At 62.2% G+C, this 25,677-nt stretch carries 23 protein-coding genes; 14 read left to right on the forward strand and 9 right to left on the reverse strand.

What is annotated here, in order from left to right; genetic code table 11:
* The first annotated feature begins 202 nt into the window (after window positions 1-202).
* On the forward strand, window positions 203-3,208 hold the full coding sequence (locus tag C7I56_RS06180) for a TonB-dependent receptor plug domain-containing protein (RefSeq protein ID WP_106639716.1): 3,006 nt from the start codon (window positions 203-205) through the stop codon (window positions 3,206-3,208).
* Between the two features lie 188 nt (window positions 3,209-3,396).
* On the opposite strand, the gene alr is transcribed toward C7I56_RS06180, so the two are convergent.
* The 4 genes from alr to glmU all read right to left on the reverse strand — a co-directional run bounded on the left by alr (window position 3,397) and on the right by glmU (window position 8,167).
* The gene (alr, locus tag C7I56_RS06185; RefSeq protein WP_106639717.1) at window positions 3,397-4,455 is read right to left on the reverse strand and encodes an alanine racemase; all 1,059 of its coding nucleotides are present in this window, start codon (window positions 4,453-4,455) and stop codon (window positions 3,397-3,399) included.
* Window positions 4,456-4,514: 59 nt separating this feature from the next.
* Window positions 4,515-4,889 carry a tRNA-binding protein gene (locus C7I56_RS06190; RefSeq protein WP_199792344.1) on the reverse strand — a complete coding sequence of 125 codons (375 nt, stop codon included), beginning with the start codon at window positions 4,887-4,889 and terminating at the stop codon, window positions 4,515-4,517.
* Window positions 4,886-6,709, reverse strand: coding sequence for a glutamine--fructose-6-phosphate transaminase (isomerizing) (gene glmS / locus C7I56_RS06195; protein ID WP_106639718.1), 1,824 nt, complete (start codon window positions 6,707-6,709; stop codon window positions 4,886-4,888). The genes C7I56_RS06190 and glmS overlap by 4 nt, the downstream gene beginning before the upstream one ends.
* Before the next feature lie 99 nt (window positions 6,710-6,808).
* Window positions 6,809-8,167, reverse strand: coding sequence for a bifunctional UDP-N-acetylglucosamine diphosphorylase/glucosamine-1-phosphate N-acetyltransferase GlmU (glmU, locus tag C7I56_RS06200; protein WP_106639719.1), 1,359 nt, complete (start codon window positions 8,165-8,167; stop codon window positions 6,809-6,811).
* A gap of 76 nt (window positions 8,168-8,243) precedes the next feature.
* Here glmU and gph point away from each other — a divergent pair, with 76 nt between their 5' ends.
* The 10 genes from gph (at window position 8,244) to C7I56_RS06250 (ending at window position 17,896) form a co-directional block, all read left to right on the forward strand.
* Window positions 8,244-8,918, forward strand: coding sequence for a phosphoglycolate phosphatase (gph, locus tag C7I56_RS06205; protein ID WP_106639720.1), 675 nt, complete (start codon window positions 8,244-8,246; stop codon window positions 8,916-8,918).
* Window positions 8,918-10,132, forward strand: coding sequence for an ATP-binding protein (locus C7I56_RS06210; RefSeq protein ID WP_106639721.1), 1,215 nt, complete (start codon window positions 8,918-8,920; stop codon window positions 10,130-10,132). The genes gph and C7I56_RS06210 overlap by 1 nt, the downstream gene beginning before the upstream one ends.
* A gap of 87 nt (window positions 10,133-10,219) precedes the next feature.
* Window positions 10,220-11,266, forward strand: a complete 1,047-nt coding sequence (locus tag C7I56_RS06215) for a substrate-binding domain-containing protein (protein ID WP_106640164.1) — start codon at window positions 10,220-10,222, stop codon at window positions 11,264-11,266.
* 80 nt (window positions 11,267-11,346) lie between these two features.
* Window positions 11,347-12,708, forward strand: a complete 1,362-nt coding sequence (pstC, locus tag C7I56_RS06220) for a phosphate ABC transporter permease subunit PstC (RefSeq protein ID WP_425352382.1) — start codon at window positions 11,347-11,349, stop codon at window positions 12,706-12,708.
* Complete coding sequence (gene pstA, locus C7I56_RS06225; RefSeq protein ID WP_245409610.1) at window positions 12,701-13,981, forward strand: phosphate ABC transporter permease PstA; 1,281 nt, start codon at window positions 12,701-12,703, stop codon at window positions 13,979-13,981. Before pstC ends, pstA begins: the two co-directional genes overlap by 8 nt.
* 6 nt (window positions 13,982-13,987) lie before the next feature.
* The gene (gene pstB, locus C7I56_RS06230) at window positions 13,988-14,800 is read left to right on the forward strand and encodes a phosphate ABC transporter ATP-binding protein PstB (protein WP_106639723.1); all 813 of its coding nucleotides are present in this window, start codon (window positions 13,988-13,990) and stop codon (window positions 14,798-14,800) included.
* Window positions 14,801-14,812: 12 nt separating this feature from the next.
* Window positions 14,813-15,511: a phosphate signaling complex protein PhoU gene (gene phoU, locus C7I56_RS06235; RefSeq protein ID WP_106639724.1), complete on the forward strand. Its 699-nt coding sequence runs from the start codon at window positions 14,813-14,815 to the stop codon at window positions 15,509-15,511.
* Window positions 15,512-15,515: 4 nt separating this feature from the next.
* Window positions 15,516-16,214: a phosphate regulon transcriptional regulator PhoB gene (gene phoB / locus C7I56_RS06240; RefSeq protein ID WP_106639725.1), complete on the forward strand. Its 699-nt coding sequence runs from the start codon at window positions 15,516-15,518 to the stop codon at window positions 16,212-16,214.
* A gap of 110 nt (window positions 16,215-16,324) precedes the next feature.
* Window positions 16,325-16,708 (forward strand): hypothetical protein, encoded by a 384-nt coding sequence (locus C7I56_RS06245; RefSeq protein ID WP_106639726.1) that lies wholly within the window; start codon window positions 16,325-16,327, stop codon window positions 16,706-16,708.
* 99 nt (window positions 16,709-16,807) lie between these two features.
* Window positions 16,808-17,896, forward strand: coding sequence for a hypothetical protein (locus C7I56_RS06250; RefSeq protein ID WP_106639727.1), 1,089 nt, complete (start codon window positions 16,808-16,810; stop codon window positions 17,894-17,896).
* On the opposite strand, the gene C7I56_RS06255 is transcribed toward C7I56_RS06250, so the two are convergent.
* Entirely contained in the window at window positions 17,874-18,215 is a 342-nt protein-coding gene (locus tag C7I56_RS06255) for a DUF2794 domain-containing protein (protein WP_106639728.1), read from the reverse strand. The two genes, C7I56_RS06250 and C7I56_RS06255, sit on opposite strands and share 23 nt — an antisense overlap.
* Complete coding sequence (gene epsC / locus C7I56_RS06260) at window positions 18,215-18,898, reverse strand: serine O-acetyltransferase EpsC (RefSeq protein ID WP_106639729.1); 684 nt, start codon at window positions 18,896-18,898, stop codon at window positions 18,215-18,217. The genes C7I56_RS06255 and epsC overlap by 1 nt, the downstream gene beginning before the upstream one ends.
* 296 nt (window positions 18,899-19,194) lie before the next feature.
* Between epsC and C7I56_RS06265 the strand changes: the two genes are divergently transcribed.
* Window positions 19,195-20,097 (forward strand): hydrogen peroxide-inducible genes activator, encoded by a 903-nt coding sequence (locus C7I56_RS06265; RefSeq protein ID WP_106639730.1) that lies wholly within the window; start codon window positions 19,195-19,197, stop codon window positions 20,095-20,097.
* 108 nt (window positions 20,098-20,205) lie between these two features.
* On the opposite strand, the gene ahpF is transcribed toward C7I56_RS06265, so the two are convergent.
* Both ahpF and ahpC read right to left on the reverse strand, forming a co-directional pair.
* Window positions 20,206-21,789, reverse strand: a complete 1,584-nt coding sequence (gene ahpF / locus C7I56_RS06270) for an alkyl hydroperoxide reductase subunit F (protein ID WP_106639731.1) — start codon at window positions 21,787-21,789, stop codon at window positions 20,206-20,208.
* A gap of 86 nt (window positions 21,790-21,875) precedes the next feature.
* On the reverse strand, window positions 21,876-22,439 hold the full coding sequence (ahpC, locus tag C7I56_RS06275) for an alkyl hydroperoxide reductase subunit C (protein ID WP_106640166.1): 564 nt from the start codon (window positions 22,437-22,439) through the stop codon (window positions 21,876-21,878).
* 176 nt (window positions 22,440-22,615) lie between these two features.
* Here ahpC and C7I56_RS06280 point away from each other — a divergent pair, with 176 nt between their 5' ends.
* Window positions 22,616-23,581: a retroviral-like aspartic protease family protein gene (locus C7I56_RS06280; protein WP_158703020.1), complete on the forward strand. Its 966-nt coding sequence runs from the start codon at window positions 22,616-22,618 to the stop codon at window positions 23,579-23,581.
* Here the strand turns inward: C7I56_RS06280 and pgsA are convergent, their stop codons facing one another.
* Entirely contained in the window at window positions 23,582-24,133 is a 552-nt protein-coding gene (gene pgsA / locus C7I56_RS06285) for a CDP-diacylglycerol--glycerol-3-phosphate 3-phosphatidyltransferase (protein WP_106639733.1), read from the reverse strand.
* A gap of 160 nt (window positions 24,134-24,293) precedes the next feature.
* Between pgsA and C7I56_RS06290 the strand changes: the two genes are divergently transcribed.
* The gene (locus tag C7I56_RS06290; RefSeq protein ID WP_106639734.1) at window positions 24,294-25,595 is read left to right on the forward strand and encodes an MFS transporter; all 1,302 of its coding nucleotides are present in this window, start codon (window positions 24,294-24,296) and stop codon (window positions 25,593-25,595) included.
* Window positions 25,596-25,677 lie beyond the last annotated feature (82 nt).

Genomic DNA, 25,677 nt, shown 5'->3' on the forward strand with positions numbered 1-25,677 from the left:
TTTCCGATAGGCTACAATGGCATGCCGCAACCTGCAACTCGGGCGCCTCCGGACAGGCTTGTCAATGACCCACATTGTTGCAATTTGGCGACAGTATTGAATTTAAACGGAAAATCCGCACGACCCTGGTTGCACAATAAAACTCCTTGCCGCAGCCTTTCACCGGACTGACCCACCGTCAGCCAATAATTTGGGGTGAAAAATGAATAGATTAGGATTGCTCGGCACGAGCGCATTGCGCTCGTCCGCTGTTTTTGGCTTGGCGCTTGTCGTCGCTGCTCCGGCTGTTGCACAGGATACGACGACCGACGAAGTCGAAGTTGTTGAAACCGCCGAGCAGGGCGAGGGTGAGATCGTCGTGACCGGATCGCGTATCCGCAGGGACGAATATTCCACGATTGAGCCGATCACGGTCGTAACCGCCGAAGAAATCACCCAGGCAGGCTTCAACAGCGCCACGGACGCACTGCAAAGCAATGCGGTCACCGCCGGATCGGGTCAGATCAACAATTATTATGGCGGCTTCGTCACCGATGGCGGCACTGGCGCGAACACGCTGGGCCTGCGCAACCTCGGCCCCGCTCGCACGCTCATTCTGCTGAATGGCCGCCGCCTCTCGCCAGCCGGTACGCGCGGATCGGTTCTCGCAGCCGACCTTAACGTGTTGCCGACCGCCATCGTCGAACGCATCGAAGTCCTGAAGGCGGGCGCGTCGTCGGTTTACGGTTCGGATGCCGTCGCCGGCGTGGTGAACATCATCACCGACCAGAAGGTCCGCGGCCTTTCAATTGAAGCTCAGGTCAACGTGCCGGAAGTGGGCGCCGGCGTGGATCGCCGCGTGGCTGCTACTTTCGGCTTCGGCACCACTCGTCTCAACATCATCGGATCGCTCGAATACCGTAAGCGCGACGGCTTTTCGATCAACGATGCCAGCTTCACCGGCTGCCCGATCCCAGGCTACCTCGACGGTGAGGGTTCGGAATTCGGCTCTGCCGACCCGTATCCGATCGGTGATCCCCGTAATTGCTTCACGATCGACAATGGTGGCGCGACCATCAACACCCTCGGCGTCCCAACTCGCGATGCGATCGGCCGCACCAGCGGTGTGGTTGGACGGTTCAATCGTCTCGTCCCGGACGCGAGCGTCACCACGGGCCCGACGCCCGGATATGCTGGCGTTGGTCTCTATGATCGTGACAGCTACGACCCGGCCATGGGCGAAGAATATGTCGTAACGCCGACAGAAATCTATACGGGCTTCTTCTCGGGCACGTACGATCTCGACGCCCTCGGTAACGCCGAGCTTTACGGCGAAGTCTTGGCAACCCGCCGTAAGTCTTCTGCATACCTCTACCGCCAGCTGTCCCTCGATTATCTTCGGGGAAGCCCACTTCTTCCGACCGAGTTCCGTAATGGCGCGTTTCTGGCGCCGAACGAAACGTCGAGCGGGCAGATCGTAGCAGCGCGCGCCTTCATTGGCTTCGGGCTGACGGACTCGCGTCAGAATGTCGATTATGTCCGAGCTGGCGGCGGTATTCGCGGCGACTTCGCCCTGCCAGGCTGGCGTTACGATGCCTATATCGGCAAATCTTGGACGGACGCGACGTATGAGGTCGAATCGTTCCTGATCGACAGGATCGCGAATTCGCTTCTCGTTACCCAGAATACGGACGGCACGTTCAGCTGCACCAACGCGGCGACCTTCGCCAATTGCGTCGCGGCTCCGGAGCTTAATGCCGACACGATCGGCGGCCGTTTGCCGCAAGCCTATCGCGATTACATCCTCGCGAACACGGTCGGCACGAACAAATTCCGTGAAACGACGTTTGCGGTTGGTATCGACGGTCCGATCTTCGCACTCCCCGGTGGCGATGCGCAGCTGGCAATCGGGGCCGAATACCGCCAGCAACGGATCGACGACACGCCCGACGAGAATGCGATCAACGGCAACCTGCTCGGCCTGACCTCGTCTTTGCCGACGCGCGGCACCGACTCCGTTCGCGAAGTCTTCGGTGAAGTTTTCCTGCCGATCCTCTCGAACCGTCCGTTCTTCGAAAACCTCAATCTGAACGCATCCGCACGCTACACGGATTATGAATCATACGGCAGCGATGTGACCTACAAGATTGCTGGTGAATGGGAGGTTGTCCGCGGTTTTGGGCTACGTGCAAGCTACGGCACGTCCTATCGTGCACCGGCACTGGCAGAACAGTTCCTGGGCGCGACCAGCGGCTTCCTTGGCGCAGGCACTGATCCCTGCGATTCGGACAACTTCCCCAGCGATCCGTCCGATTATTCGGCCAACGATCAATTGGTCGCACAAAATTGCGCGGCAGTCGGCCTTGATGTCACGACCTTTGTCCAGAACAACAGCATCAAGACATTCACTCGTGGCGGTGCGGAATTCGGACTTGAAGCTGAAACGTCGACCAACTGGTCTGTCGGCGCCGTTGCGCGTCCGACGCTGGGCTCGGCCGGTTCACTCAGCCTTGCGCTCGATTATTTCGACATCAAAGTCGAAAACGGCGTGTCCAGCCTCGGCGCAGGAACGATCCTCAACCGCTGCTATGGCGACACGGCGTTCGATCCGGATGCAGGCTTCTGTCGCTTCGTGGTACGCGATGCGAACAACGAACTGGAAGTCAACAGCGACTATGTGAACCTGTCGACCGACATTGTTAAGGGCTTCGAATTCAACGCACGTTACGCTGTGGATGTTTTCGATGGCCGCTTCACGCTCAATGCCAATGTCACCAAGTATACGGAACAGTCGAGCCGCCTCTTCCCTGAAGAGTATCTGACCGACGCCAACGGCACTTATGTAACTCCAGATTGGGTCGGCTCGTTCGACGCCACGTTCCGGACAGGCAAAGTGACCTTCCGTTATGGTCTGGATTGGATCGACAGCAGCAGCGGAACCTACGACTACTTCGCCTATGACGAACAGACGGGCCAAGTGGACGAAGACCTCGCTCAGGCCTATCGTGACAGCTACATCCTCGAAGTGCCGGACTATTTCCTGCACTCCGCGTCGGTGCAGTTCAACGTTGCCGAAGACTTCGAACTTACGGCCGGTGTCCGGAACCTGTTTGACAAGCAGCCGCCGCGCATCTCGGCAGCCGTCAACACGATCGGCAATGCGCCGCTCTACTCAGGCTACGACTATATCGGTCGCAGCTTCTTTGTGAACACTGCCTTCAAGTTCTGATTTCGATCAGACTTAACTTTAGGAAGGGGCCTCAGGAAACTGAGGCCCCTTTTGTCGCCAGTCACATTGATTTCGATGCGATCACCTGAGCTAAGGTAATTTGCCGAGCCAGCTAGGGCCCGTCCTTTGATCGCCGACACAATCCCCGCCCCAGGATCAACGGTTTAAATGAAGAATGGTTTGGCGTCTCAACCCACTAGGGTGCCCCGCGAATAGCGCGATCCTAATAACGTCAGAACTTCATACTGCGACAAGCCGGATTGAGCCGACGCCTTTGGCAAATCGAGTTGGATTTCGACCCAATCGCCCTCGTCCAAACTTGAGGCGACTGGCACTTGCACCGCCGTAAGGTCCATAGAAACGCGGCCGAGCACGGGAACCGTCTCTCCTGCCACTCGCGCTTCGCCGATGTTGGAGAAGCAGCGGAGATAGCCGTCGGCATAGCCGACGTTCACGATTGCGATTTCCATGTCGCGCGGCGCCGTAAACGTCGCGTTATAGCCGATCGTATCACCGGCGCGCACGGTGCGGCGTTGCACCACTTGTGCTTCCACTTTGAAGGCGGGGCGAATGTGCCCCTGCCCCTCCTTCCGCGGTATGCCGCCATAAAGCGCCAGGCCGGGGCGTGTCAGGTCGAAATGATAATCTGAACCCAGAAGAATGCCGGCGCTGTTTGACAAGCTGCGGCGCTTCACCGCGACTTGTGAGGCGACCGTTTCAAATGTTCGAAGCTGCCTCTCATTTTGCGGAACATCCTCATCAGCGGAAGCAAGATGGCTGAGCAGAATGTCGACATCGAGCCCGCTGAGCGCGCCGCTCAGCGCCTCTTCCGGGGACAGGCCGAGGCGGTTCATGCCCGTATCGATCATGACGTCACAAGGGCGGCCGGGAGCGGCCTCTTTCCATCGCGCGATTTGCTGCAGGCTATTGAGGATCGGGCGGACGCCGGACGGCGCCGCAGCGACATCGGCCACATCCTCTCTCGAAACACCGTGAAGCAAGGAGAGAGATGCATTTTCGAGAAGGTGCAGGATGGGTTGGGCCTCGGACCAGGTCGTCACGAAGAAATCCCGGCACCCCGCATCGAGGAGGGCCTTGACCACCTTCTCAGCGCCCAAACCATAAGCATTCGCCTTGACCGCCGCCCCGCACGCGGCGCCGCCGCTCATCCTGTCGAGCCAGCGCCAATTGGCCTGAATGGCAGGGAGATCGACGGTGAGGCGGAGAGGAACATGGGGCTTTGTCACGCAGTGGGCGATAGCCGTTCCCGTTGCCTAGTCCAACTCTCTTCCACTCGTTTCGCGCGTCAGAAAAGCCGTGCTCCATTGGGAACCGGCCGGTCGGGGCGGGTCAGAACGACGGCGCCCTGCTCATCGGGAAAGCCCACGGTGAGCACTTCGGACATGAACGGGCCGATCTGGCGCGGCGGGAAGTTCACCACCGCCGCCACCTGCGTACCGATCAGATCGTCGGGCCGATAATGCTCGACGATCTGCGCGCTCGATTTCTTGACGCCGATACCGGAACCAAAATCGATCTTCAGCTTCCAAGCCGGTTTTCGCGCCTCCGGGAAGGGCTCAACCTCGACAACCGTGCCGACGCGGATATCGACCTTCAGGAACATGTCGAAATCAATCGGATCTGCGGCAGGCGCGACGGGATCGGAGAGCTTATGCGTCACTCGACAGTGACGGATTTGGCGAGGTTTCGCGGTTGGTCGACATCCGTGCCCTTGGCCACCGCTACGTGATAGGCGAGGAGCTGGATGGGGATGGCATAGACGAGCGGCGCGATGAGCGGGTGGACCTTCGGCATTTCGATGGTTGCGATCGTGCCTTCGCTGGCCTGCGCTAAGCCTTCGGCGTCGGAGATGAGGACGACCTTGCCGCCCCGCGCCTGGACTTCCTGCATGTTCGACACTGTCTTTTCGAAGAGCGGGCCCGACGGCGCGAGTACGATGACGGGGACATTGTCGTCGATGAGCGCGATGGGGCCGTGCTTCATCTCGCCCGCCGCATAGCCTTCAGCGTGGATGTAGCTGATTTCCTTCAGCTTCAGCGCGCCTTCGAGGGCCATCGGATAATCCGTGCCGCGGCCGAGATACAGCACGTCGCGTGCCTTGGCGATGAGCGGGGCCATCTTTTCGATGTCCGCATCATGCGCAAGCGCGGCATTCATCGCGGCGGGAGCTTCGGTGAGGTGAAGAACGATGTCCTGCTCCTCGTCAGCCGTCAGCTTGCCCTTATCGCGGGCGACCTTCGCGGCGAGAGCGGCGAGGACCGAAAGCTGGCAGGTGAAGGCCTTGGTCGAGGCGACGCCGATTTCCGGACCCGCATGGGTGGGAAGCAGGAGGTCGGCCTCACGCGCCATTGAACTGGTCGGCACATTGACGACGACGGCGATCTTCTGGCCCTGGGCGCGGGCGTGGCGGAGGGCGGCGAGCGTGTCGGCGGTTTCGCCTGATTGCGAGATGAAGAGGGCCATGCCGCCCGCCTCCAGCACCGGTTCGCGGTAGCGGAATTCGGATGCGATATCGAGTTCGCACGGAACGCGGGCGAATTGCTCCAACCAGTATTTGGCGACCATACCGGCATAGAAACTGGTGCCGCAGGCAACGATGGTGATGCGCGGCACGTCGGCAAAGCTGAATGTCATGTCGGGCAGCGCGACCTGCTGCTCGAACGAACGGATGTAGGTCTGGAGGGTCTGAGCGACCACGATCGGCTGCTCGTAAATCTCCTTCTGCATATAATGGCGGTGATTGCCCTTCTCGATCGCCGCCGCGCTGGCGCCGGAGATGGTGATCGGGCGCTCGACCGGATTGTCGTCACGGTCGTAGATCTGCGTGCCATCGCGAGTGATGACGACCCAGTCGCCTTCCTCGAGATAGCTGATCTTCTGCGTGAGCGGCGCGAGAGCGAGAGCGTCGGAGCCGAGATAGGTTTCACCCTCGCCATAGCCGACAACGAGCGGCGAGCCGAGGCGGGCACCAATCAGCATGTCAGAATGCTGGCGGAACAGGATGGCAAGGCTGAAGGCGCCATGGAGGCGCTTCAAGACCGCAGCGACTGCGTCCTTGGGCGAAGAGCCACGCTCAACCTCGCGGCTAACGAGGTGGGCGACAACTTCAGTATCGGTCTGGCTGGTGAAGGTGCGGCCTTCGGCAATTAATTCTTCACGCAGTGGACGGAAATTCTCGATGATGCCGTTGTGAACGAGCGCGACCTCGTCCGTCGCGTGGGGGTGGGCGTTGTCGCGGGTCGGCGCCCCGTGGGTAGCCCAGCGCGTGTGGGCGATGCCGACGGTGCCGGGAAGCGGCGAAGCATCCAGTTCGCGGGCGAGATTGTCGAGCTTTCCTTCGGCGCGGCGACGTTCCAGCTTGCCATCGACGATCGTGCAGAGACCGGCCGAGTCATAGCCGCGATATTCGAGACGGCGGAGACCTTGGACAAGGCGATCCGACACTTCTTCCCGGCCAAGAATACCGATAATTCCGCACATATACTCTTCCAACCTTCCGTTCGTCTCGAGCGAAGTCGAGAGACGTTTTGCACTTTCATATATGCTTCTCGACTACGCTCGAAGCGAACGGTGATGCTGTTACTTGTTCTTCTTCTTCGCCGCCATAGCCGTGCGGAAGCGGGCCGCCCACCCGGGGCGCTCTTCCTGGCTCCCCCGCGCGACAGCCAAAGCGTTTTCGGCGACATCCTTCGTCACGACCGAACCCGCGCCGACGATGGCGCCCTTGCCCACCGTGACCGGCGCGACGAGGGCGGTGTTGGAGCCGATAAAGGCCCCCTCCCCGATCACCGTCCGATATTTGAGGAAACCGTCATAATTGCAGGTAATCGTGCCCGCGCCGACATTGGCGTTCGCGCCAACATCGGCGTCGCCGATATAAGACAGGTGATTGGCCTTGGCGCCCTTGCCCAAGCGGCTTTTCTTCACCTCGACGAAATTGCCGACCTTGGCCTTCTCGCCGATCTCCGCGCCGGGGCGGAGACGGGCATAGGGGCCGATTTCGGCGCCGGACGCGATGGTGGCGCCCTCGATATGGCTGAAGGCGCGGATATTCACGTTCTCCCCGATGCGGACGTTGGGGCCGAAGACGACGTTCGGCTCGACGACGGTGTCACGGCCGATCTGCGTGTCGTGGGAGAAGAAGACGGTTTCCGGCGCGATGAGCGTCACGCCGTCGGTCATGGCCTGTAGGCGGCGGCGGTCCTGCCACTGGCGCTCGACTTCGGCCAGTTCGGCGCGGCTGTTGATGCCCGCCACTTCCCACGGTTTGGCCTCGATCGCGGCGGAGCGGCGGCCATTGGCGGCGGCGAGTACGACCACGTCGGGCAGATAATATTCACCCGCCGCATTATCGTTGCCGATGCGGGCGAGGAGCGGCCAGAGGTCGGCGGCGCGGGTGGCGATAAGGCCCGAATTGCAGAGGGTGCAGGCGCGCTCCTTTTCGCTCGCATCCTTATGCTCGACCATCTTTTCGATCGTGCCGTCTTCGCGCGTGATGACGCGACCATAGGAGAGCGTATCGGCGGGGCGGAAGGCGAGGACGACGCTGGCGGGCTTGTCCGGACCGTGGAGCCGGTCCAGCATCCGCTGCATCGTCGCGCTGGTGACGAGCGGGGCGTCGCCGAAGAGGATCAGGACGTCGCCGTCAAAGCCCGCGAGGCTCGCCTCTGCCTGCTGCACCGCATGGCCGGTCCCGAGCTGCGGTTCCTGCACCACCACATTCCCGCCGTGGCGCTGCGCAACCGGCTCGACCTGTTCACGTCCGCTGCCGACCACCACCACCGTATGCGCGGGCGAAAGCGCATCCACACTGGCGAGCAGATGCTCCAGCATCGGGCGCCCGGCAATCGGGTGCAACACCTTGTGAAGATCGGATTTCATGCGCGTGCCCTTGCCTGCGGCAAGGACGATGGCGGCGACGCTGTGTGGACTCGGCATTGAGGCTCCCTGACTTCTCCGCCCAATGGCATGGCGCCCTTGCCATTTCCAGAGGGCTTGCCCAAAGCGGAGAGCCATGACCGCAATCGGCTTCGACATCGTCGCCTTTGACCTCGACGGAACCCTTGTCGACGCCGCACCGGACATCGCGACCGCGCTCAACCGCGCGCTCGAAGAACTGGACCGTAAGACGATCCCTGAAAACGAAGTGATCGGGATGGTCGGCCATGGCGCCCGGGCGCTCATCCGCAAGGGGCTGGCCGCGACAGGTGGCGCGACCGAGCCGCTCGTCGATCAAGCCCTAGCTGCATTCATGGACCATTATGCGCGTCATATTTGCGTCAGGACCCGCCCCTATGAGGGCGCGGAGGAAGCCATGGACGCATTGATCGAAAGCGGCGCCGCGCTCGCCATCTGCACCAACAAACCGGAAGCGCTGACACGCAGCCTGATCGACGCGCTCGGCTGGTCCGATCGGTTCAAGGCGATCGTCGGGGGCGATACGCTCGGCGCGCGCAAGCCCGATCCCGCGCCGCTTCACGCTGCGATCACGGCAGCGGGCGGCGGCAAAGCGATATTCGTGGGCGATTCCATCACGGACGCCGACACCGCCCGCGCTGCCGGGATACCGCTTGTCGCGGTGAGCTTCGGCTATGCGGATCGCCCGGCAGGCGAGCTTGGCGCCGATGCGGTGATCGATCATTTCGACGCCCTCGTCCCCACGATCCGATCGCTAGCGGGGAGAGGCTGATGCGATTCCGGCCCAAAAATGTGCTGATCGGCCTCGCCCTGGCTGGCAGCGGCATTGCGATATCCGCTCTTGCTGGAGCAAACCTACTCGCCATTATCCTGGCCTTGTTCGCAGGCGCCGCGGCGGCCCTGCTGATCGTTCAACCCGACCAACCAGAGGAAGAAATCGCAGCGGCCGACGGAGCGGTTCCGGCGCCTCCGTCGATCGAGGCTGGCCCGATCCTGGACGCGATTGAAGACCCCCTCCTCCTCGTTCGCGAACGGCGGGTGGTGCTTGCCAATGCGGCGGCGCGAGCGGTGTTGGGCGAACATATCGGCGGCGCGGACGTGCGCCTCGCCATCCGTCACCCGGCAGCGGCGGAACGTCTTGCCGATCTTGGTGAAGAGGGTGGCAAAGGCCGCATCGAATTGCTCGGCCTTGGCGGCAATGAGCGGCGCTGGGAAATGGCGGTGACGCGCTTGCCCGATCGCAGCCGCCTCGTCCGCCTCACTGACCGCAGCCAGATGCACGCGGCGGAGCAAATGCGAACCGACTTCATCGCCAATGCCAGTCACGAGCTTCGCACGCCGCTCGCAACCGTGCTCGGCTTTCTCGAAACCTTGCTCGACGATCCGGATGCACCGGAGGGCGCACGCAATCGCTTTCTCAAAATCATGCTCGATGAAGCGACGCGGATGCGACAGATCGTCAACGACCTCATCTCTCTCTCGCGGATCGAGGCGGAGCGTTACACCCTGCCGGATGAGCCAGTGGATCTGATCCCGATGCTGCGCGAGGTCGAGGACACGCTAGAAAATGTCGTCCGCGCCCAAATGTCGGAAGTCCGCGTGGAGCAACTGGCTGGGACTGCCATGGTGCCAGGCGATCGCGCTCAACTTCACCAGCTTTTCAGCAATCTCGTCGCCAATGCGCTGAAATATGGACGAGAAGGCCATCCCGTCACGATCCGGCTCGAAGAAGCCGGAGCAATGCTGAAAGTGAGCGTGGTCGACGAAGGCGAAGGCATCGCGCCCGAACATCTTCCCCGTCTCACCGAGCGATTCTACCGCGTGGATGCCGGGCGCAGCCGCTCGGTCGGCGGAACCGGCCTCGGCCTTGCAATCGTAAAACATATAATTGGTCGTCACCGCGGGCGGCTCGATATCAAGAGCATGCTTGGGAAAGGCACTGAAGTTCAGGTCTTTTTGCCACGCTGGCGGGATGCCGAGTCATAAAAGTGTAATCAAAGCGTCACAGGAATGGCTTCGACCTGTCTTACCTGCGCCTTCGATCTCGAAGAGCAGGTCCATGGAGGGCACAAAATGAAGAAGTCGATTCTCTCGATCGCGCTGATTGCGGCGCTTGCCGGTTGCGGCCAAAGTGGCGGCGCGGGTTCCGAAGGCGGTGCGCGCAGCCAGATTCGCATCGTCGGATCGTCCACCGTCTATCCGTTCACCAAGGCGGTGGCGGAGCGGTTTGCTCAGCTCAATCCGCAGTTCAAGGCGCCGATCCTCGAATCGACCGGTACGGGCGCGGGCCTGAAGCTTTTCTGCGCCGGCGTCGGCGCCCAGCATCCCGATGTCGCCAACGCGTCGCGCCGCATCAAGGCGAGCGAGCTTGCCGATTGCCAGAAGAATGGCGTCAACCAGGTGGTCGAAGTGCAGGTCGGCATCGACGGCCTCGCGCTCATCGAAGCCAATAATGCGGCTCCGCTGCAATTGAGCCTCGAAGACGTATACAAGGCGCTCGCCGCCAATCCTTATGGCAAGCCCAATACCACAAAGACGTGGCGCGATGTGAACCCGGCGCTGCCTGCCGTCGCCATTCAGGTTTACGGCCCGCCGCCCACCTCCGGCACCCGCGACGCGCTTGCCGAAATGATCCTTGAAAAGGGCTGCGCCCAGAATGCCGAGATGAAGGCGCTGAAGCAAAGCGACGAGGACAAATATAAGGACGTCTGCACGAAGGTTCGCGAGGACGGCGCGTTCATCGAAGCGGGCGAAAATGATAACCTGCTCGTCCAGAAGGTTTCGGCAAATCCGGGCGCGATCGGCGTGATGGGCTACAGCTTCCTTGAAGAAAATAAGGACAAGGTGCGCGGCATCTCGCTCGGCGGCATCATGCCGACGACGGCGACCATTTCGTCCTTCGAATATCCGGGCGCCCGTCCGCTCTACATCTATGTGAAGGGCGAGCATGTGAACGCCATTCCGGGTATCAAGGAATTCCTGGCCGAATTCGCCAAGGCTTGGGTGCCCGGCGGTTATCTCGCCCAGCATGGCCTCATCCCCTCGCCCGCCGATGCGCAGGCGAAGGCGGCTGCGGCGGCAACCGGCCTCACGGCTGTTGCGGCCAATGAACTGAAGTAAAAGGCGGCTGGCCGGGCTCTTTCGGGGCCCGGCCGCCATCATAAGGAAAGAGCCGAGTGTCGCTGTTTGCCATCGCGTTGATGATCCTTGGGCTTGGCCTTGTCGCTTGGCTGACGTCGCGCGCGAAGGCGCAGGCCTTTGCCCGTGGCGGCGAAACCCGCGCGCACTCCCTGCCCGGCTATCACGGCTGGTATGTTGCCCTTTGGGCGGTCGTTCCTGCCCTTCTCTTCCTCGTCGTGTGGAGCAGCGTTTCAGGATCGCTGATCGACCAGGCTGTGCTGTCCAGCCCCGCCGCCGCGAGCCTCCCGCCCGAAGCGATCCAGCGTGCCGCGATCCTTTCCGAAGCGCGCGGCCTCGCGACTGGTGCCATCCAGGGTGCCTTCAATCCGCAGGCGAACACGCTCGCTCCGGCTTATGAAGACGCAATCCTCCGCTACGGCCTGATTGGCGGCGGCGCGGCCTTGCTGCTTGCGTTCGCGACCGGCGCCTTCGCCTTTACCCGGTTGTCGCCCAGCTTCCGGGCGCGCACGAAGGTGGAACGGCTGGTGATGGGCGCCCTTCTTGTCGCCTCGCTCGTCGCGATCCTGACGACGCTCGGCATCGCCCTGTCGCTCCTTTTTGAATCGATGCGTTTTTTCGCTCGCGTATCGCCCATCGAGTTTCTGTTCGGCCTTAACTGGAGCCCGCAAATGGCGATCCGCGCCGATCAGGCGGGTTCGTCCGGCGCATTCGGCGCGGTGCCGCTTTTCTGGGGTACGATCTTCATCGGCGCGATCATCGCGATGATCGTCGCGATCCCATTGGGCCTGATGAGCGCCATTTACCTGACCCAATATGCCGCGCCGCGCACCCGCCGAATCATGAAGCCGATGCTGGAGGTGCTCGCAGGCGTTCCGACCGTCGTTTACGGCTATTTCGCGGCGTTGACCGTGGCGCCCGCCATCCGCAATTTCGCGGTGGCGGTCGGCATTCCCGGCGCCTCGTCGGAATCCGCGCTCGCCGCCGGCCTCGTCATGGGCATCATGATCATTCCGTTCGTTTCATCCATGGCCGACGACAGCATCGCCGCCGTGCCGCAGGCGATGCGCGACGGGTCGCTGGCTCTGGGTTCGACCAAGTCGGAAACGATCAAGAAGGTGCTCCTTCCCGCCGCGCTTCCGGGCGTTGTCGGCGGCGTCCTCTTGGCCGTCAGCCGCGCCATCGGCGAGACGATGATCGTGGTGATGGCGGCAGGGCTTGCCGCCAACCTGACAGCCAATCCGTTTCAGAGCGTCACCACCGTTACGACGCAGATCGTTCAGCTGCTGACCGGCGACCAGGAATTCGACAGCGCCAAAACCCTATCCGCCTTCGCGCTCGGCCTCGTGCTGTTCATCGTCACCCTTCTCCTCAACATCGTCGCCCTGCGCGTCGTGAAGAAGTATCGCGAAGCTTATGAATAAGGCCGACATCTTGGGCGAAGGGCCCCAGCCGACCGACTGGAAGAGCGATGCGATGCAGCGCCGCATCCGCCGCCGTTACGGTGCCGAACGGCGGTTCAAGGCGCTCGGCCTTTTCTCGGTCCTCCTCTCGGCGGGCTTCCTTGCCTTCCTGCTTGTGACGATGCTGTCCAACGGCCTGCGCGGTTTCACGCAGACCGAGATGCGGCTGGACATGAACTTCGCGGCGAGCACTCTGATCCTCGATCCCGTGCAGATCGGCGCCGGTGGATCGGCGGCCGATACCGCGCTCGCCGCAGCCGACATCGATGGCGCGGTGCGTGCGGCCGCAACTGCGCAATATGGCGAGAGCGGCCCTGCCCTCCTTTCCGGCGGCGCCTGGCTACGGGTGCGCGAAGCGATCAAGAATGATCCTTCCATCCTCCAGCGCACCGAAACCTTGTGGCTACCCACTTCAAGCGGCATTGATCTCGCCGCAAAAGCGGATGGCGCGCCGCAGGATGAGCAGGCCTATGCGATGCTCGATGGCCGCGATGTGGTAAAAACCGGGATCAATTGGGGCTTCCTCACCGGCGCGGACGCCACGGACCCGACCCTCGTCGGCATCTGGGGCGCGTTCAAGGGGTCGCTGCTCACCATGCTGGTGACCCTGGTGCTGGCCTTCCCGATCGGCGTGCTGTCGGCCGTTTACCTCGAAGAATATGCGCCGAAGAACCGCTGGACCGACCTGATCGAGGTGTCGATCAACAACCTTGCGGCAGTGCCGTCGATCATCTTTGGCCTTCTGGGCCTCGCGGTGTTCCTCAATTTCATGCACCTTCCGCGTTCGGCCCCGCTTGTCGGCGGCCTAACTCTGGCGCTGATGACCATGCCCGTCATCGTCATCGCCGGTCGCAACGCCATCAAGTCGGTGCCGCCGTCCATCCGCGACGCCGCGCTCGGCATCGGGGCGAGCCCGGTGCAGGTCGTGTTTCACCACGTATTGCCGCTCGCCCTTCCCGGCATCCTCACCGGCACGATCATCGGCATGGCTCGCGCACTCGGTGAAACAGCGCCGCTCCTGATGATCGGCATGCGCGCCTTCATCGCCTCGCCGCCGGGCGGGATCGTCGATCCGGCGACGGTGCTGCCGGTACAGATCTTCCTGTGGTCGGATGAGGTCAGCCGCGGGTTCGTGGAAAAGACGTCGGCGGGGATCATCGTCCTGCTCATCTTCCTCCTCGCCATGAACGGCCTCGCAATTTATCTCCGCAACAAGTTCGAAAGACGCTGGTAAACGCTCATGACCGACACATCCTTGAACGACATCGCGGCGCACCAGCAACCGGCGGAAACGCACACGCCCAAAATGACGGCGCGCGGCATCAACGTCTTCTATGGCGACAAGCAGGCGATCAACGACGTCTCCATCGATATCACGCAGGAAGACGTAACCGCCTTCATCGGCCCGTCGGGCTGCGGCAAGTCGACTTTCCTGCGCACGCTCAACCGCATGAACGACACGATCGGCAATGCACGGGTCGAAGGAAAGATCGAATTGGACGGCGAGGACATCTACTCCTCGTCCATGGACGTGGTGCAGCTCCGCGCCCGCGTCGGCATGGTGTTCCAGAAGCCGAACCCCTTTCCCAAGTCGATCTACGAAAACGTCGCTTACGGCCCGCGCATCCATGGACTTGCGGCGGGCAAGACTGAACTGGACCAGATCGTCGAGAAGTCGCTCCGCCGCGCCGGCCTATGGGACGAAGTGAAGGACCGCCTTTCCGACAGCGGCACGGCGCTCTCGGGCGGCCAGCAGCAGCGCCTCTGCATCGCCCGCGCCATCGCGGTGAACCCGGAAGTGATCCTGATGGACGAACCCTGCTCGGCGCTCGATCCAATCGCGACGGCGAAGATCGAAGAGCTGATCCACGAACTGCGCGGCCGCTACGCCATCGCAATCGTCACGCATAACATGCAGCAGGCGGCGCGCGTATCGCAGCGTACCGCCTTTTTCCACCTCGGCACGCTCGTCGAATATGGCGATACGTCGGAAATCTTCACCAATCCGCGCGAAACCCGCACCAAGGATTATATCACCGGCCGTTACGGCTAAGAGGATAAGAGCATGGCCCCGACCAGCGGACATACGATCAAGGCGTTCGACGACGAACTGGACCAGCTGCGCGGCAGCATCGCGCAGATGGGCGGCCTTGCCGAGCGCGCGATCATGGAATCGATGCGCGCGCTGATGCAGCGCGACACCGAAACCGCCGCCCGCGTCGTCCAGGACGACAAGAAGATCGACGCTCTTGAGGCGGAGGTCGAGCGTACCGCCGTCCAGATTATCGCACTGCGCGCGCCGATGGCGGACGATTTGCGCGATGTCGTGGCGGCCCTCAAGATCGGTGGCGTCGTCGAGCGCATCGGCGATTATGCCAAGAATATCGCCAAGCGCGTGCCGGTGCTGGGACAGGCAACGAGCATCCAGCCTTTGTCCCTCCTCCCCGAAATGGGCCGGATCGCGGGTGAGATGGTCGCTTCATCCTTGAACGCCTTCGCGGCGCGCGATGCCAAGGCGGCGCTCGCCGTGTGTGAGCGGGATCAGGCGTTGGACGATTTCTACAACAGCATTTTCCGCACCCTGCTCACCTTCATGATGGAAAATCCGCACAATATCACGCAGGCGACGCACCTTCTCTTTATCGCGAAGAATTTGGAGCGGATCGGCGATCACGCCACCAACGTTGCGGAAATGGTCTATTTCGCGGCAACCGGCGAACAGATGGGCGAGCGCTCCAAGGGCGCGGATCCGTCCGAAGGCTGATGCCATGAGCAAGGGCCGCATCCTGCTCGTCGAGGACGATAAAAGCCTCGCCGAATTGCTCATCTACAACCTCGAACGGGAAGAGTTCGCGGTCGAGCATACCGTGGATGGCGAAGAAGCCCTGATGCTGGCCGCCGAAAGCCCCCCCGATCTCGTCCTGCTCGACTGGATGATCGAGGGCGTGTCTGGGATCGAGGTCTGCCGCCGCCTGCGCCGTCATCCCGATACCGCCAACGTGCCGATCATCATGCTGACGGCGCGCGGCGAGGAGCCTGATCGGCTCCGCGGCTTCGAAACCGGCGCCGACGATTATGTCGTAAAGCCCTTCTCACCCAAGGAACTGGTCGCCCGCGTCGGCGCCGTGCTGCGCCGCGTGCGGCCCGCGCTCGCCGGGGAGCAACTCTCTTATGCCGACATCGAGATGGACATCGTCGCCCACAAGGTGAAGCGCGGCGGCGAGACGATCGCGCTCGGGCCCACCGAGTTCCGCCTGCTGAAGCACTTCCTTGAGCACCCGGGCCGCGTCTTTTCGCGCGAGCGGCTGCTCGACAATGTCTGGGGCCGCGACACGGATATCGAAACCCGCACCGTCGACGTCCATATCCGCCGCCTGCGCAAGGCGATCAATGAAGGCGGCCGCGCAGACATCATCCGCACCGTGCGCTCCGCAGGCTACGCCCTGGATAGTGAGGACAGGCTCTAACTCTCTGGTTTCCGGGTTTGGGAAATTGGGAGAAAAACCCGCCCAGCATCGTTGACCGGGCCGGAGGGGCTTTCGGGCAAGCCTTATATGGGCTGCCGCTAGGAGGTCTGATGAAGACGATGCTTTTCACCGCCGCGCTGCTTTTGTCTGGCGCAGCCGCTGCGCAGGATACCCAAACTCCGACGGAGACGGAGACGGAAACCGAAGCGCAAACCACTGCAAGCCCGGGTCAGACGCAGACGACCACCGATACGACGACCCGGACCACTACCACGGCAACGAAGCCGGACGGCATCACCGCCGAAGGCACCGATCCCCAGGGTCAGGCGTCCGCGCCTCCTGGGACCAATGTCGTCGCAACGCCGTCAGGCGGCGGTGTCATCGTGGCACCCAATCAGGGCGGAATGTTCACCACCCAAGGCGCGACCAAGGACTATCCGCGCTGTTCGCGGACCGTGACGGATAATTGCGTCCAGGGCGGCCCGCGCCGCTAAGCGCATGAGGGGCGGGGCGGCAATCGCCGCTCCGCTTCCCACGTGTATTGCCTTGATATAACACCAATGCTATCCTGCCGTCCGTTAGGGAGGATAAGCATGTATAGCGAAAGCGACCTGGAAGCGGCAGTTGCGGCAGGGGCGATCAGCCCCGATACCGCCACGCGTCTGCGCAACTTCGTGGCCGAAAGCCGCGCCACGCCTGTAGTGGACGAAGAACATTTCCGCCTGCTCACCGGCTTTAACGACATCTTCGTTGCGATCGCAGCCACGATATTGCTCGTCGCCGTCGGCTGGATCGGCAACTCCATCCCGCCGCAGATCGAGGTCGGCGGCCCCTCACCTTTTACCGGCGTCCTGGTCGCAGCGACCGCCTGGGGGCTCGCCGAATTCTTCACGTTGAAGCGGCGCATGGCGCTGCCCAGCATATTGCTGCTCCTCGCCTTCGTCGGAGGTGTCCTTGGCGCATCCTTCTTCACGCTGGCACTCGTCATCGGCGAAAGCCGGTTCGAAAATAATGAGACGCTGGCCGCCCTCGTCGCGGCTGGAGCGGCTGCCGTGGCCGCCGGGGGAGCATGGTTGCACTGGCGGCGGTTCCGCGTGCCGATCACCGTGGCGGCCGGCACGGCGGCACTGGTCGGCCTCACCCTCGCGCTCGTCGCGTCCGCGATTGGCAATACCGCCGCGCTACGCGATGTGACGCTGGTCTGCGTTCTCCTGCTCGGCATCGCCGTATTCCTGCTGGCCATGTGGTGGGACGGTTCGGACCCCCGCCGCGAAACGCGCCGGTCGGATGTCGCTTTCTGGCTTCACCTTCTGGCGGCGCCGATGATCGTCCATCCGATCTTCTCGCTCATGGGTCTGACGGACGGCAATGCCACCGCAGTCGAAGCGGGCATCGTCGTGCTGGTCTACCTGGTGTTCGTGGTGGCGGCACTGGCCATAGACCGTCGCGCTCTGCTCGTTTCCGCGCTGGCTTACGTCTTGTGGGCGCTCACTGATTTGTTCGAGCGTTTCGGCGCGGTGGAATTGAGCTTCGCGCTGACGGCGTTCGTCATCGGATCGGCGCTGCTGCTCCTGTCCGCCTTCTGGCACACGGCCCGCGCCACGATCGTCAGAGGTCTGTCGCCTTCGCTACAGGCCCGCCTGCCGGTGCTGGACCGGATCAGCCCGCTACCAGCTTCATAAGACGGCGTTCGATGGGTGCGAGAACGGGGCCGAGTTCATGGCCCCGTTTCAGCACCACTCCATGTTCCCCGATCAGCGCCCACATGCCCTGCCGGTTACGCAGAGCCGGGCGCTTTTCGATCCGGACTTCGGGATGTTCGGCGGAGCGACGGAAGGCCGCGAAGGACGCCGCTTCCTTCCCGAACTCCATCGCATAATCTTTCCAGTGACCGGCCGCGACCATCCGGCCGTAAAGATCGACGATCTTGTTCAATTCCCGCCGCTCGAAGGCGACCTGGCTCGGTTGGCCGGCGGAAGGAAACGGGGTTACTTCCCCCATCAGGCGCGGTCTCTCCGCGCCTCATCGCGCGCCTCGATCAGCGCCTGGAGGCGGGCACGCAGCTCCTCCACTTCCTTGTTCAGCGCATCGAGCTTCTGTCCAGCCGGATCGCAATTTTCCGTGCAGGGCGTGCCATAGGGCACGAAATCCTTGGCATAATCCTTCGCGTCGATCAGCGTCGCCTTGGCCGGAATGCCGACCATCGTCGCGCCTTCGGGTACATCCTTCGTCACCACCGCATTGGCGCCGACACGGGCGCGGTCGCCGACATGGATCGGCCCCAGCACCTGCGCGCCCGAACCGATAATGACATTGTTGCCGATGGTCGGATGTCGAAGCCCGGCAACGCCCCCTGCCGGATTGGTGCCGCCGAGGGTCACGTTCTGGTAGATAGTGACATTGTCGCCGATGACGGCGGTTTCCCCGATCACCGTGAAGCCATGGTCGATGAAGAAAAAGCGGCCAATCTTCGCGCCCGGATGGATATCGATCGCGGTCAGGAAGCGGCCGATATGATTGACGAAGCGGGCCAGGAAATAGAGCTCGCCCTTATAAAGCCAATGCGCGGCGCGATGGAAAACAAGTGCCCAGACACCCGGATAAAGCAGAATTTCCCAGCGGGACCGCGGAGCCGGATCGCGCGCCTTCACGGAATCAAGATAGGCGACGAGGCCCGAAAACATTGGCAAACCCGTTCTTGGTTTCAGTGTTGGGAAGATAAGCAGCCACGGAGCGGATTGCTAGTCGCGGTGGCAAAGGGGTCCGGAGATAGAAAGGAAGGGGCGCGTGACAAAAATTGCCTCGCTCCCCTTCTCAGAGGCCTATGACTAACCCCCAAGAAGGAGCAGTACTTGATACGCAAACCTCATTCAGACCAAGGCAAAGCAGATGCGGCCAAAGCGCTGAACAAGGTTGCGAATACAGACCCACCTTCCACCGATCCAATTGATAAGTTAGATGTTGTTGATCGAGGCAGCCGATGAATACCTACCTTCCGACCGTGAAGCAGCTCCAATATCTCGTGGCACTGAAGGATCAGGGGCATTTCGGACGCGCGGCGGAGGCCTGCTTCGTCACGCAGTCAACCTTGTCCGCCGGCCTTCGCGAACTGGAATCCCTGATCGGCATCACGCTGGTCGAACGCACACGCCGGGTCGTCCGCTTCACGCCGTTGGGGTTGAGAATCGCGGAAAAGGCGCAGCGCGTCCTCCGCGAGATGGAGGAGCTGGCCGATATGGCGCGCGCGGCGGGCAAGCCGCTGACCGGGGAGCTGCGGATGAGCGTCATCCCCACCATCGCGCCCTTCCTGCTCCCCAGCCTTCTCCCGGGCCTCCGCGCCGAATGGCCGGATCTCAAGCTTTTTCTCCGCGAGGAAACGAGCCAGGCGGCCTGCGATTCTCTCCACCGGGGCCAGGTCGACTGCGTCCTTCTCGCCCTCCCCTTCGGCTGCGGCGAGGTGGAGAGCGAGACATTGTTCGACGATCGGCTTTTCGTCGCCTTCCCGCCCGGCGAAACCCCGCCCGCCCATGTGACGCCCGCCTCCATCGACGAGCATAAGCTGCTGCTTCTTGAAGACGGCCATTGCCTGAAGGAACATGCGCTCGCCGCTTGCAACCGCCCGGAGCTGAGGGCCGAAGCGACGATGCTCGGCACATCGCTCCACACATTGGTGCAAATGGTCGGCAACGGCCTTGGCATGACATTGGTGCCCGAAATGGCGGTGAAAGCCGGGCTCCTCGACCGGACCGGTGCTACCGCACGCCCACTGGAGGCGGATCATCCCAGTCGCCAGATTTCCCTTATCTGGCGCAAGGGCAGCCCGCGCGAGAAAGAGTTTCGATTGTTGGCGGAAGCGTTGAAGGCGGCTGCGGGCCGTCACTAACCCAGATTATTATCCCAACCCCGCAAGGGCTGAGCCTGTCGAAGCCCGTGGGCATCGTGGGTTGCCCACGCCCTTCGACAAGCTCAGGACTAGCGGTTGTAAAACGGCTTAAGCGGCTGCCGCAGCCTCTTCGACCGGCACCTGGCGGATCAGATAATCGAAGGCCGATAGCGCCGCAGTGGACCCCTGCCCCATCGCAATCACGATCTGCTTGTAAGGCACGGTCGTCGCATCTCCGGCAGCAAACACGCCCTCGATCGAGGTATGGCCGCGATGATCGATCTCGATCTCGCCGCGCTGGGTGAGCGCGACGCTGTCGGTCAGCCATTCGGTATTCGGCACAAGGCCGATTTGAACGAACACGCCTTCCAGCTCGACCATATGCGATTCCTCGCTGTTCCGGTCCTTATAGGTCAGGCCGATCACCCGCTCGCCATTGCCATGCACTTCAGTCGTCAGCGCGGAGGTAACGACCGCTACGTTGGGCAGACTATAGAGCTTCCTCTGCAATACGGCATCGGCGCGCAGCTGGTTGTCGAACTCGATCAGCGTGACATGCGAGGCCAAGCCCGCAAGGTCGATCGCCGCCTCGACGCCGCTATTGCCGCCACCGATGACCGCGACGCGCTTGCCCTTGTAGAGCGGACCGTCACAGTGCGGGCAATAAGCCACGCCGCGATTGCGATATTCGTCCTCGCCCGGCACGTTCATCTGCCGCCAGCGCGCGCCGGTGGAGAGGATCACGGTCTTGGCCTTCAGGGACGCGCCATTTTCGAGCTCGACCGTCGCGAGGCCGCCCGGACGATCCGCGGGGATAAGCTTAGCCGCCTTCTGAAGGTTCATGATGTCGACGTCATAATCCTTCACATGCTGCTCGAGATGCGCGGCAAGTTTCGGGCCTTCGGTATGAGGAACCGAGATGAAATTTTCGATCGCCATCGTGTCGAGCACCTGGCCGCCGAAGCGTTCCGCGACGATGCCGGTGCGGATGCCCTTGCGTGCCGCATAAATGGCCGCTGCCGCGCCTGCCGGGCCACCGCCGACGACCAGAACGTCGAATGGCTCCTTGGCCGCGATCTTCTCGGCTGCGCGCGCCACGGCGCCGGTGTCGAGTTTCGCAAGGATCTGTTCCAGCTCCATCCGGCCCTGGCCGAACGGTTCGCCGTTCAGGAACACGCTCGGCACGGCAAGAACCTTGCGGCTGTCCACCTCCTCCTTGAACAAGGCTCCGTCGATGGCGACGTGGCTGATCCGGGGATTGAGGACGCTCATCAGGTTCAGCGCCTGCACCACGTCCGGGCAATTCTGGCAGGACAATGAGAAATAGGTTTCAAACCGGAAGTCGCCGTCCAGCGCCTTCACCTGTTCAATCACATCCTCGCTCACCTTCGGCGGATGACCGCCGACCTGCAGCAGGGCAAGGACGAGCGAGGTAAATTCGTGCCCCATCGGAATGCCGGCGAAGCGGACCGCGATGTCGGTGCCCGTGCGGCGAATGAGGAAAGAGGGCTTGCGGGCATCGTCGTCAGCGCGGACGAACGATACGAGGCTGCTCAGCGAGGCGATATCCTCGAGAAGGCCCTGCAGCTCCTTCGATTTGGCGCCATCGTCCAGCGACGCGATCAGCTCGATCGGCATCTTCACATTGGCCAGATAGGCCTTCAGCTGCTCCTTGAGATTTGCGTCAAGCATGATGATTCCTGTTGCTTTGGAAGGAAGGGTTGCAGGCCCGGAAAGCCAGGGGGAGGGGAGGAGGCTTTCCGGGCCCGCGCGTCGGCTTAAATTTTGCCGACGAGGTCGAGCGACGGGGCGAGCGTGGTTTCACCCTCTTCCCACTTGGCCGGGCAGACTTCGCCCGGATGCGCGCGGACATATTGCGCCGCCTTGATCTTGCGGATCAGTTCTTCGGCATTGCGGCCAACGCCTTCCGACGTGATCTCGACGAGCTGGATGATGCCGTCCGGATCGACCACGAAGGTGCCGCGATCGGCAAGGCCCTGGCCTTCGCGCATCACGCCGAAATTGTTGGTGACGGTGCCGTTCGGATCGCCGATCATCGTGAACTTGATCTTGCCGATGGCGGGCGAGCTGTCGTGCCACGCCTTGTGCGAGAAATGCGTGTCGGTCGAAACGCTGTAGATTTCGACGCCGAGCTGTTCGAACGTGGCGTGATTGTCGGCAAGGTCTTCAAGCTCGGTCGGGCAGACGAAGGTGAAGTCCGCCGGATAGAAGAAGAAAACCGACCACTTGCCGCGGGTGTCGGCATCCGTGACGGTCACGAACTTGCCGTCGCGAAACGCCTGGGCGGTGAACGGTTTGATTTCGGTATTGATGATGGACATGAGGCCTCCTTTGGAATTGCCAAGCCCATGTAGGGACGCCCAAGCCATCGACCAAGTGAATAAGTGCGGTCAAAGATATCGATTTTTTCGATTAAAGCCGACCAACTTTGCAAGAGATGCAGGGACCGTTGCTCCCTCCCCAATTAAGGCGTAGAATTGGCGCGGGGAGAAAAGACATGAAGATTTTGGCTATTGCTGCGGGTTGGGTGACGCTCTCCCTTTCTGCGTCCTTATCGGCCCAGCCTGAAGCGCCATTTCCTCTCACGGGCGACGAAGGGGCTTCCGAAAGCTATGATCTCGCCCTTGGCCACAACCGTACGCGCATGACCGTCCCGGTAAGTGTGGATGGGCAGGGTCCGTTCAACTTCGTCATCGATACCGGGGCCGAGCGGACGGTAATCGCGTCCAGCCTGGCCGAACGGCTCCGCCTCGCGCCGGGCGATGGGGTGACGATGCACAGCATGAGCGGCGTCGATTTCGTGCCCACGGTCGTAATCCCCCGCCTCTCGGTCAGCGCCCGCAAGACTGTGACGGACATCCAGGCCCCGGCGCTCGAAGAGGCGCATCTGGGCGCGATCGGCATGCTGGGCGTCGATAGCCTCGCAGCACAGCGCGTGACGTTCGACTTCAAGAACAGCCGCATGACAGTGATGCCGTCGAACGAGGCGCGCAAGAAAAGCTATGACAATGCCATCGTCGTCACGGCGCGCAGCCGTTTCGGACGCCTGGTACTGGTCGATGCCAAGCTCGACGGGCAGAAAGTTTGGGTGGTGATCGATACCGGATCGGAAGTGTCCGTCGGCAACAGCGTACTGCGCGCAAAGCTGGAAAAGCGCAGGCGCCTCAAGGAAACTCAGCCGATCGAAATGACGAGTGTCACCGGCGATCGAATCATGGCCGATTATACGCGCGCCGATGAACTGACCTTGAGCGGCGTGACGGTGAAGGACATGCCCATCGCCTTCGCCGACGTGTCCCCTTTCGAAAAGCTGGAACTGACCGACAAGCCCGCCTTGCTGCTCGGCATGGACGCCCTCCGCGCCTTCTCCCTCGTATCAGTGGATTTCGCCGACCGGAAGGTACGCTTCATCACCTCGCAGCCGGGTGAGAACGGCAAGGTTCGGTTCGCCGGCCTCCGCTGATCAATCCATATGTTTGATGCCGACTCGGAGATAATCCCAGCCGGTAACGAGGGTGAGCACCGCGGCGGCCCACAGGCTCAACAGCCCCACATCATGGACCCAGGGCCATTGCGGCGTCGCACCCGCGAGGATCAACGCGCCTAACGACACGAGCTGGAATGTCGTCTTCCACTTGGCAAGCTGGCTGACCGGCACGGACACCTGAATGCCCGCCAGGAACTCGCGCAGCCCCGACACCATGATCTCGCGGAGCAGGATGATCAGCGCCGCAATGGCATGGACGCCCGAAATCGTGCCGATGAAGACGAGCATCAGGATGACCGCCGCGACCATGATCTTGTCGGCAATGGGATCGAGAAATACGCCAAGCCGCGACACCGTCCCCCGCGCGCGGGCGAGATAGCCGTCAAAATAATCGGTAATGCCCATCAGGCAGTAAACCGCGAAGGCCAAAGCATAATCGAACCACCCGCCGCCCGGCCACAACAGGAAGACCAGGATCGGCACCGTGATGATGCGCGACAGGGTGAGGATATTGGGCAGGGTCAGCATCGGCGGGCAGTCTTAGCTGCTTTTCGCATGAAATGAAGCCTTGTTCTCCGGCGAAAGCCGGAGACCAGCGGCACCGTCCGAGTGGCTGGGTTCCGGCCTTCGCCGGAACACACCGAACAGTCATTGGACCGTCCGAAAAAGGCCGCTATGAGCAACGCCCATGCAGGCATCTTTCGAACTTCTCCGCCGCCGCCGCTTTCTGCCCTTGTTCGTCACCCAGTTCTTGGGGGCGTTCAACGACAATCTCTACAAGTCGGCGATGGTGATCCTCGTCACCTACGCGATCTATAGCGATCCGACGAAGGAAGCCTCGTTCAACGCAATCGCGGGCGGCCTCTTCATCCTGCCCTTCTTCCTCTTTTCGGCGCTCGCGGGCCAGCTTGCGGATTCGAGCGACAAGGCGCGCATCATCCGCATCGTGAAGACAGCGGAAATCTTCATCATGATCGCGGGCGCGGCGGGGCTCATCCTCCACAGCATCCCGCTCCTGCTCCTCGCCCTTTTTGCGATGGGCGTCCATTCGAGCTTTTTCGGCCCGATCAAATATGCGATTCTGCCCCAACATCTCGAAAAGGATGAGGTGCTCGGTGGCACCGGTCTTGTCGAAGCGGGCACCTATTTCGCGATCCTGATGGGTACGATTGCGGGCGGCCTCCTGGGCAGCAACCATTACAATATCGCGGCCGCGGGCGTCCTGATCGTCGCGATCATCGGCCGCATTGTCGGCGGCATGGTGCCCCCCGCCCCGCCTGAAGCCGATGCCCCGCCGCTCCAGATGGATTGGCACATCGTCCGCTCGTCCATCACGCTCGTCTCGGCCACACTCCATATTCCGCGCCTCTTCTTGGCCATCGCCGCGATCAGCTTCTTCTGGGCACAAGGCGCGGTACTCGCCGCGCAATTCCCCCCGCTCGTGAAAAATGTACTCGGCGCGAATGAAGAAGTCGCAACCCTGTTCCTCGCCATCTTCTCGGTCGGCGTCGCGGTCGGATCGATCCTGATCAACCGCCTGCTCGCAGGCCGGGTTCTCGCCAAATATGCGCCTGCGGCGGCGATCCTGATGGGCCTCTTCGTCCTTCACCTCTATTGGAATGTGACCCAATGGACGCCGGTGCCGGGCGCGTTGATGGACCTTCGTACCTTCATCGTCATTTCGCGGGCCGAATGGGTGATGTTCGATCTGTTCGGGGTCGCGGTGTTCGGCGGCATGTTCGTCGTGCCGCTCTACGCCTTCCTCACCACCACCGTGTCGAAATCCGAAACGGCACGCACGGTGGCGGCGAACAATATTGTCAATTCCGGCGCGATGGTGCTGGCGGCGATCCTGCTTACCCTGCTCGTAAATCTCGGCGTATCGGTCGCCGAAACCCTGCTGATGGTCGCCATCGCCAGCATCGGCGCCGCCTGGATCGCGTGGAAACTGCACAAGGCCTGCGACGACGAAGCCTGTCGGGCGGACTAGGCCCCCTCCACCCGCTAGGGCTGAGCTTGTCGAAGCCCGTTCCAGCTGGTTCCGTCCTTCGACAGGCTCAGGACTAGCGGTG

The sequence above is a fragment of the Allosphingosinicella vermicomposti genome (genome assembly GCF_003012815.1).
GTDB lineage: Bacteria > Pseudomonadota > Alphaproteobacteria > Sphingomonadales > Sphingomonadaceae > Allosphingosinicella > Allosphingosinicella vermicomposti.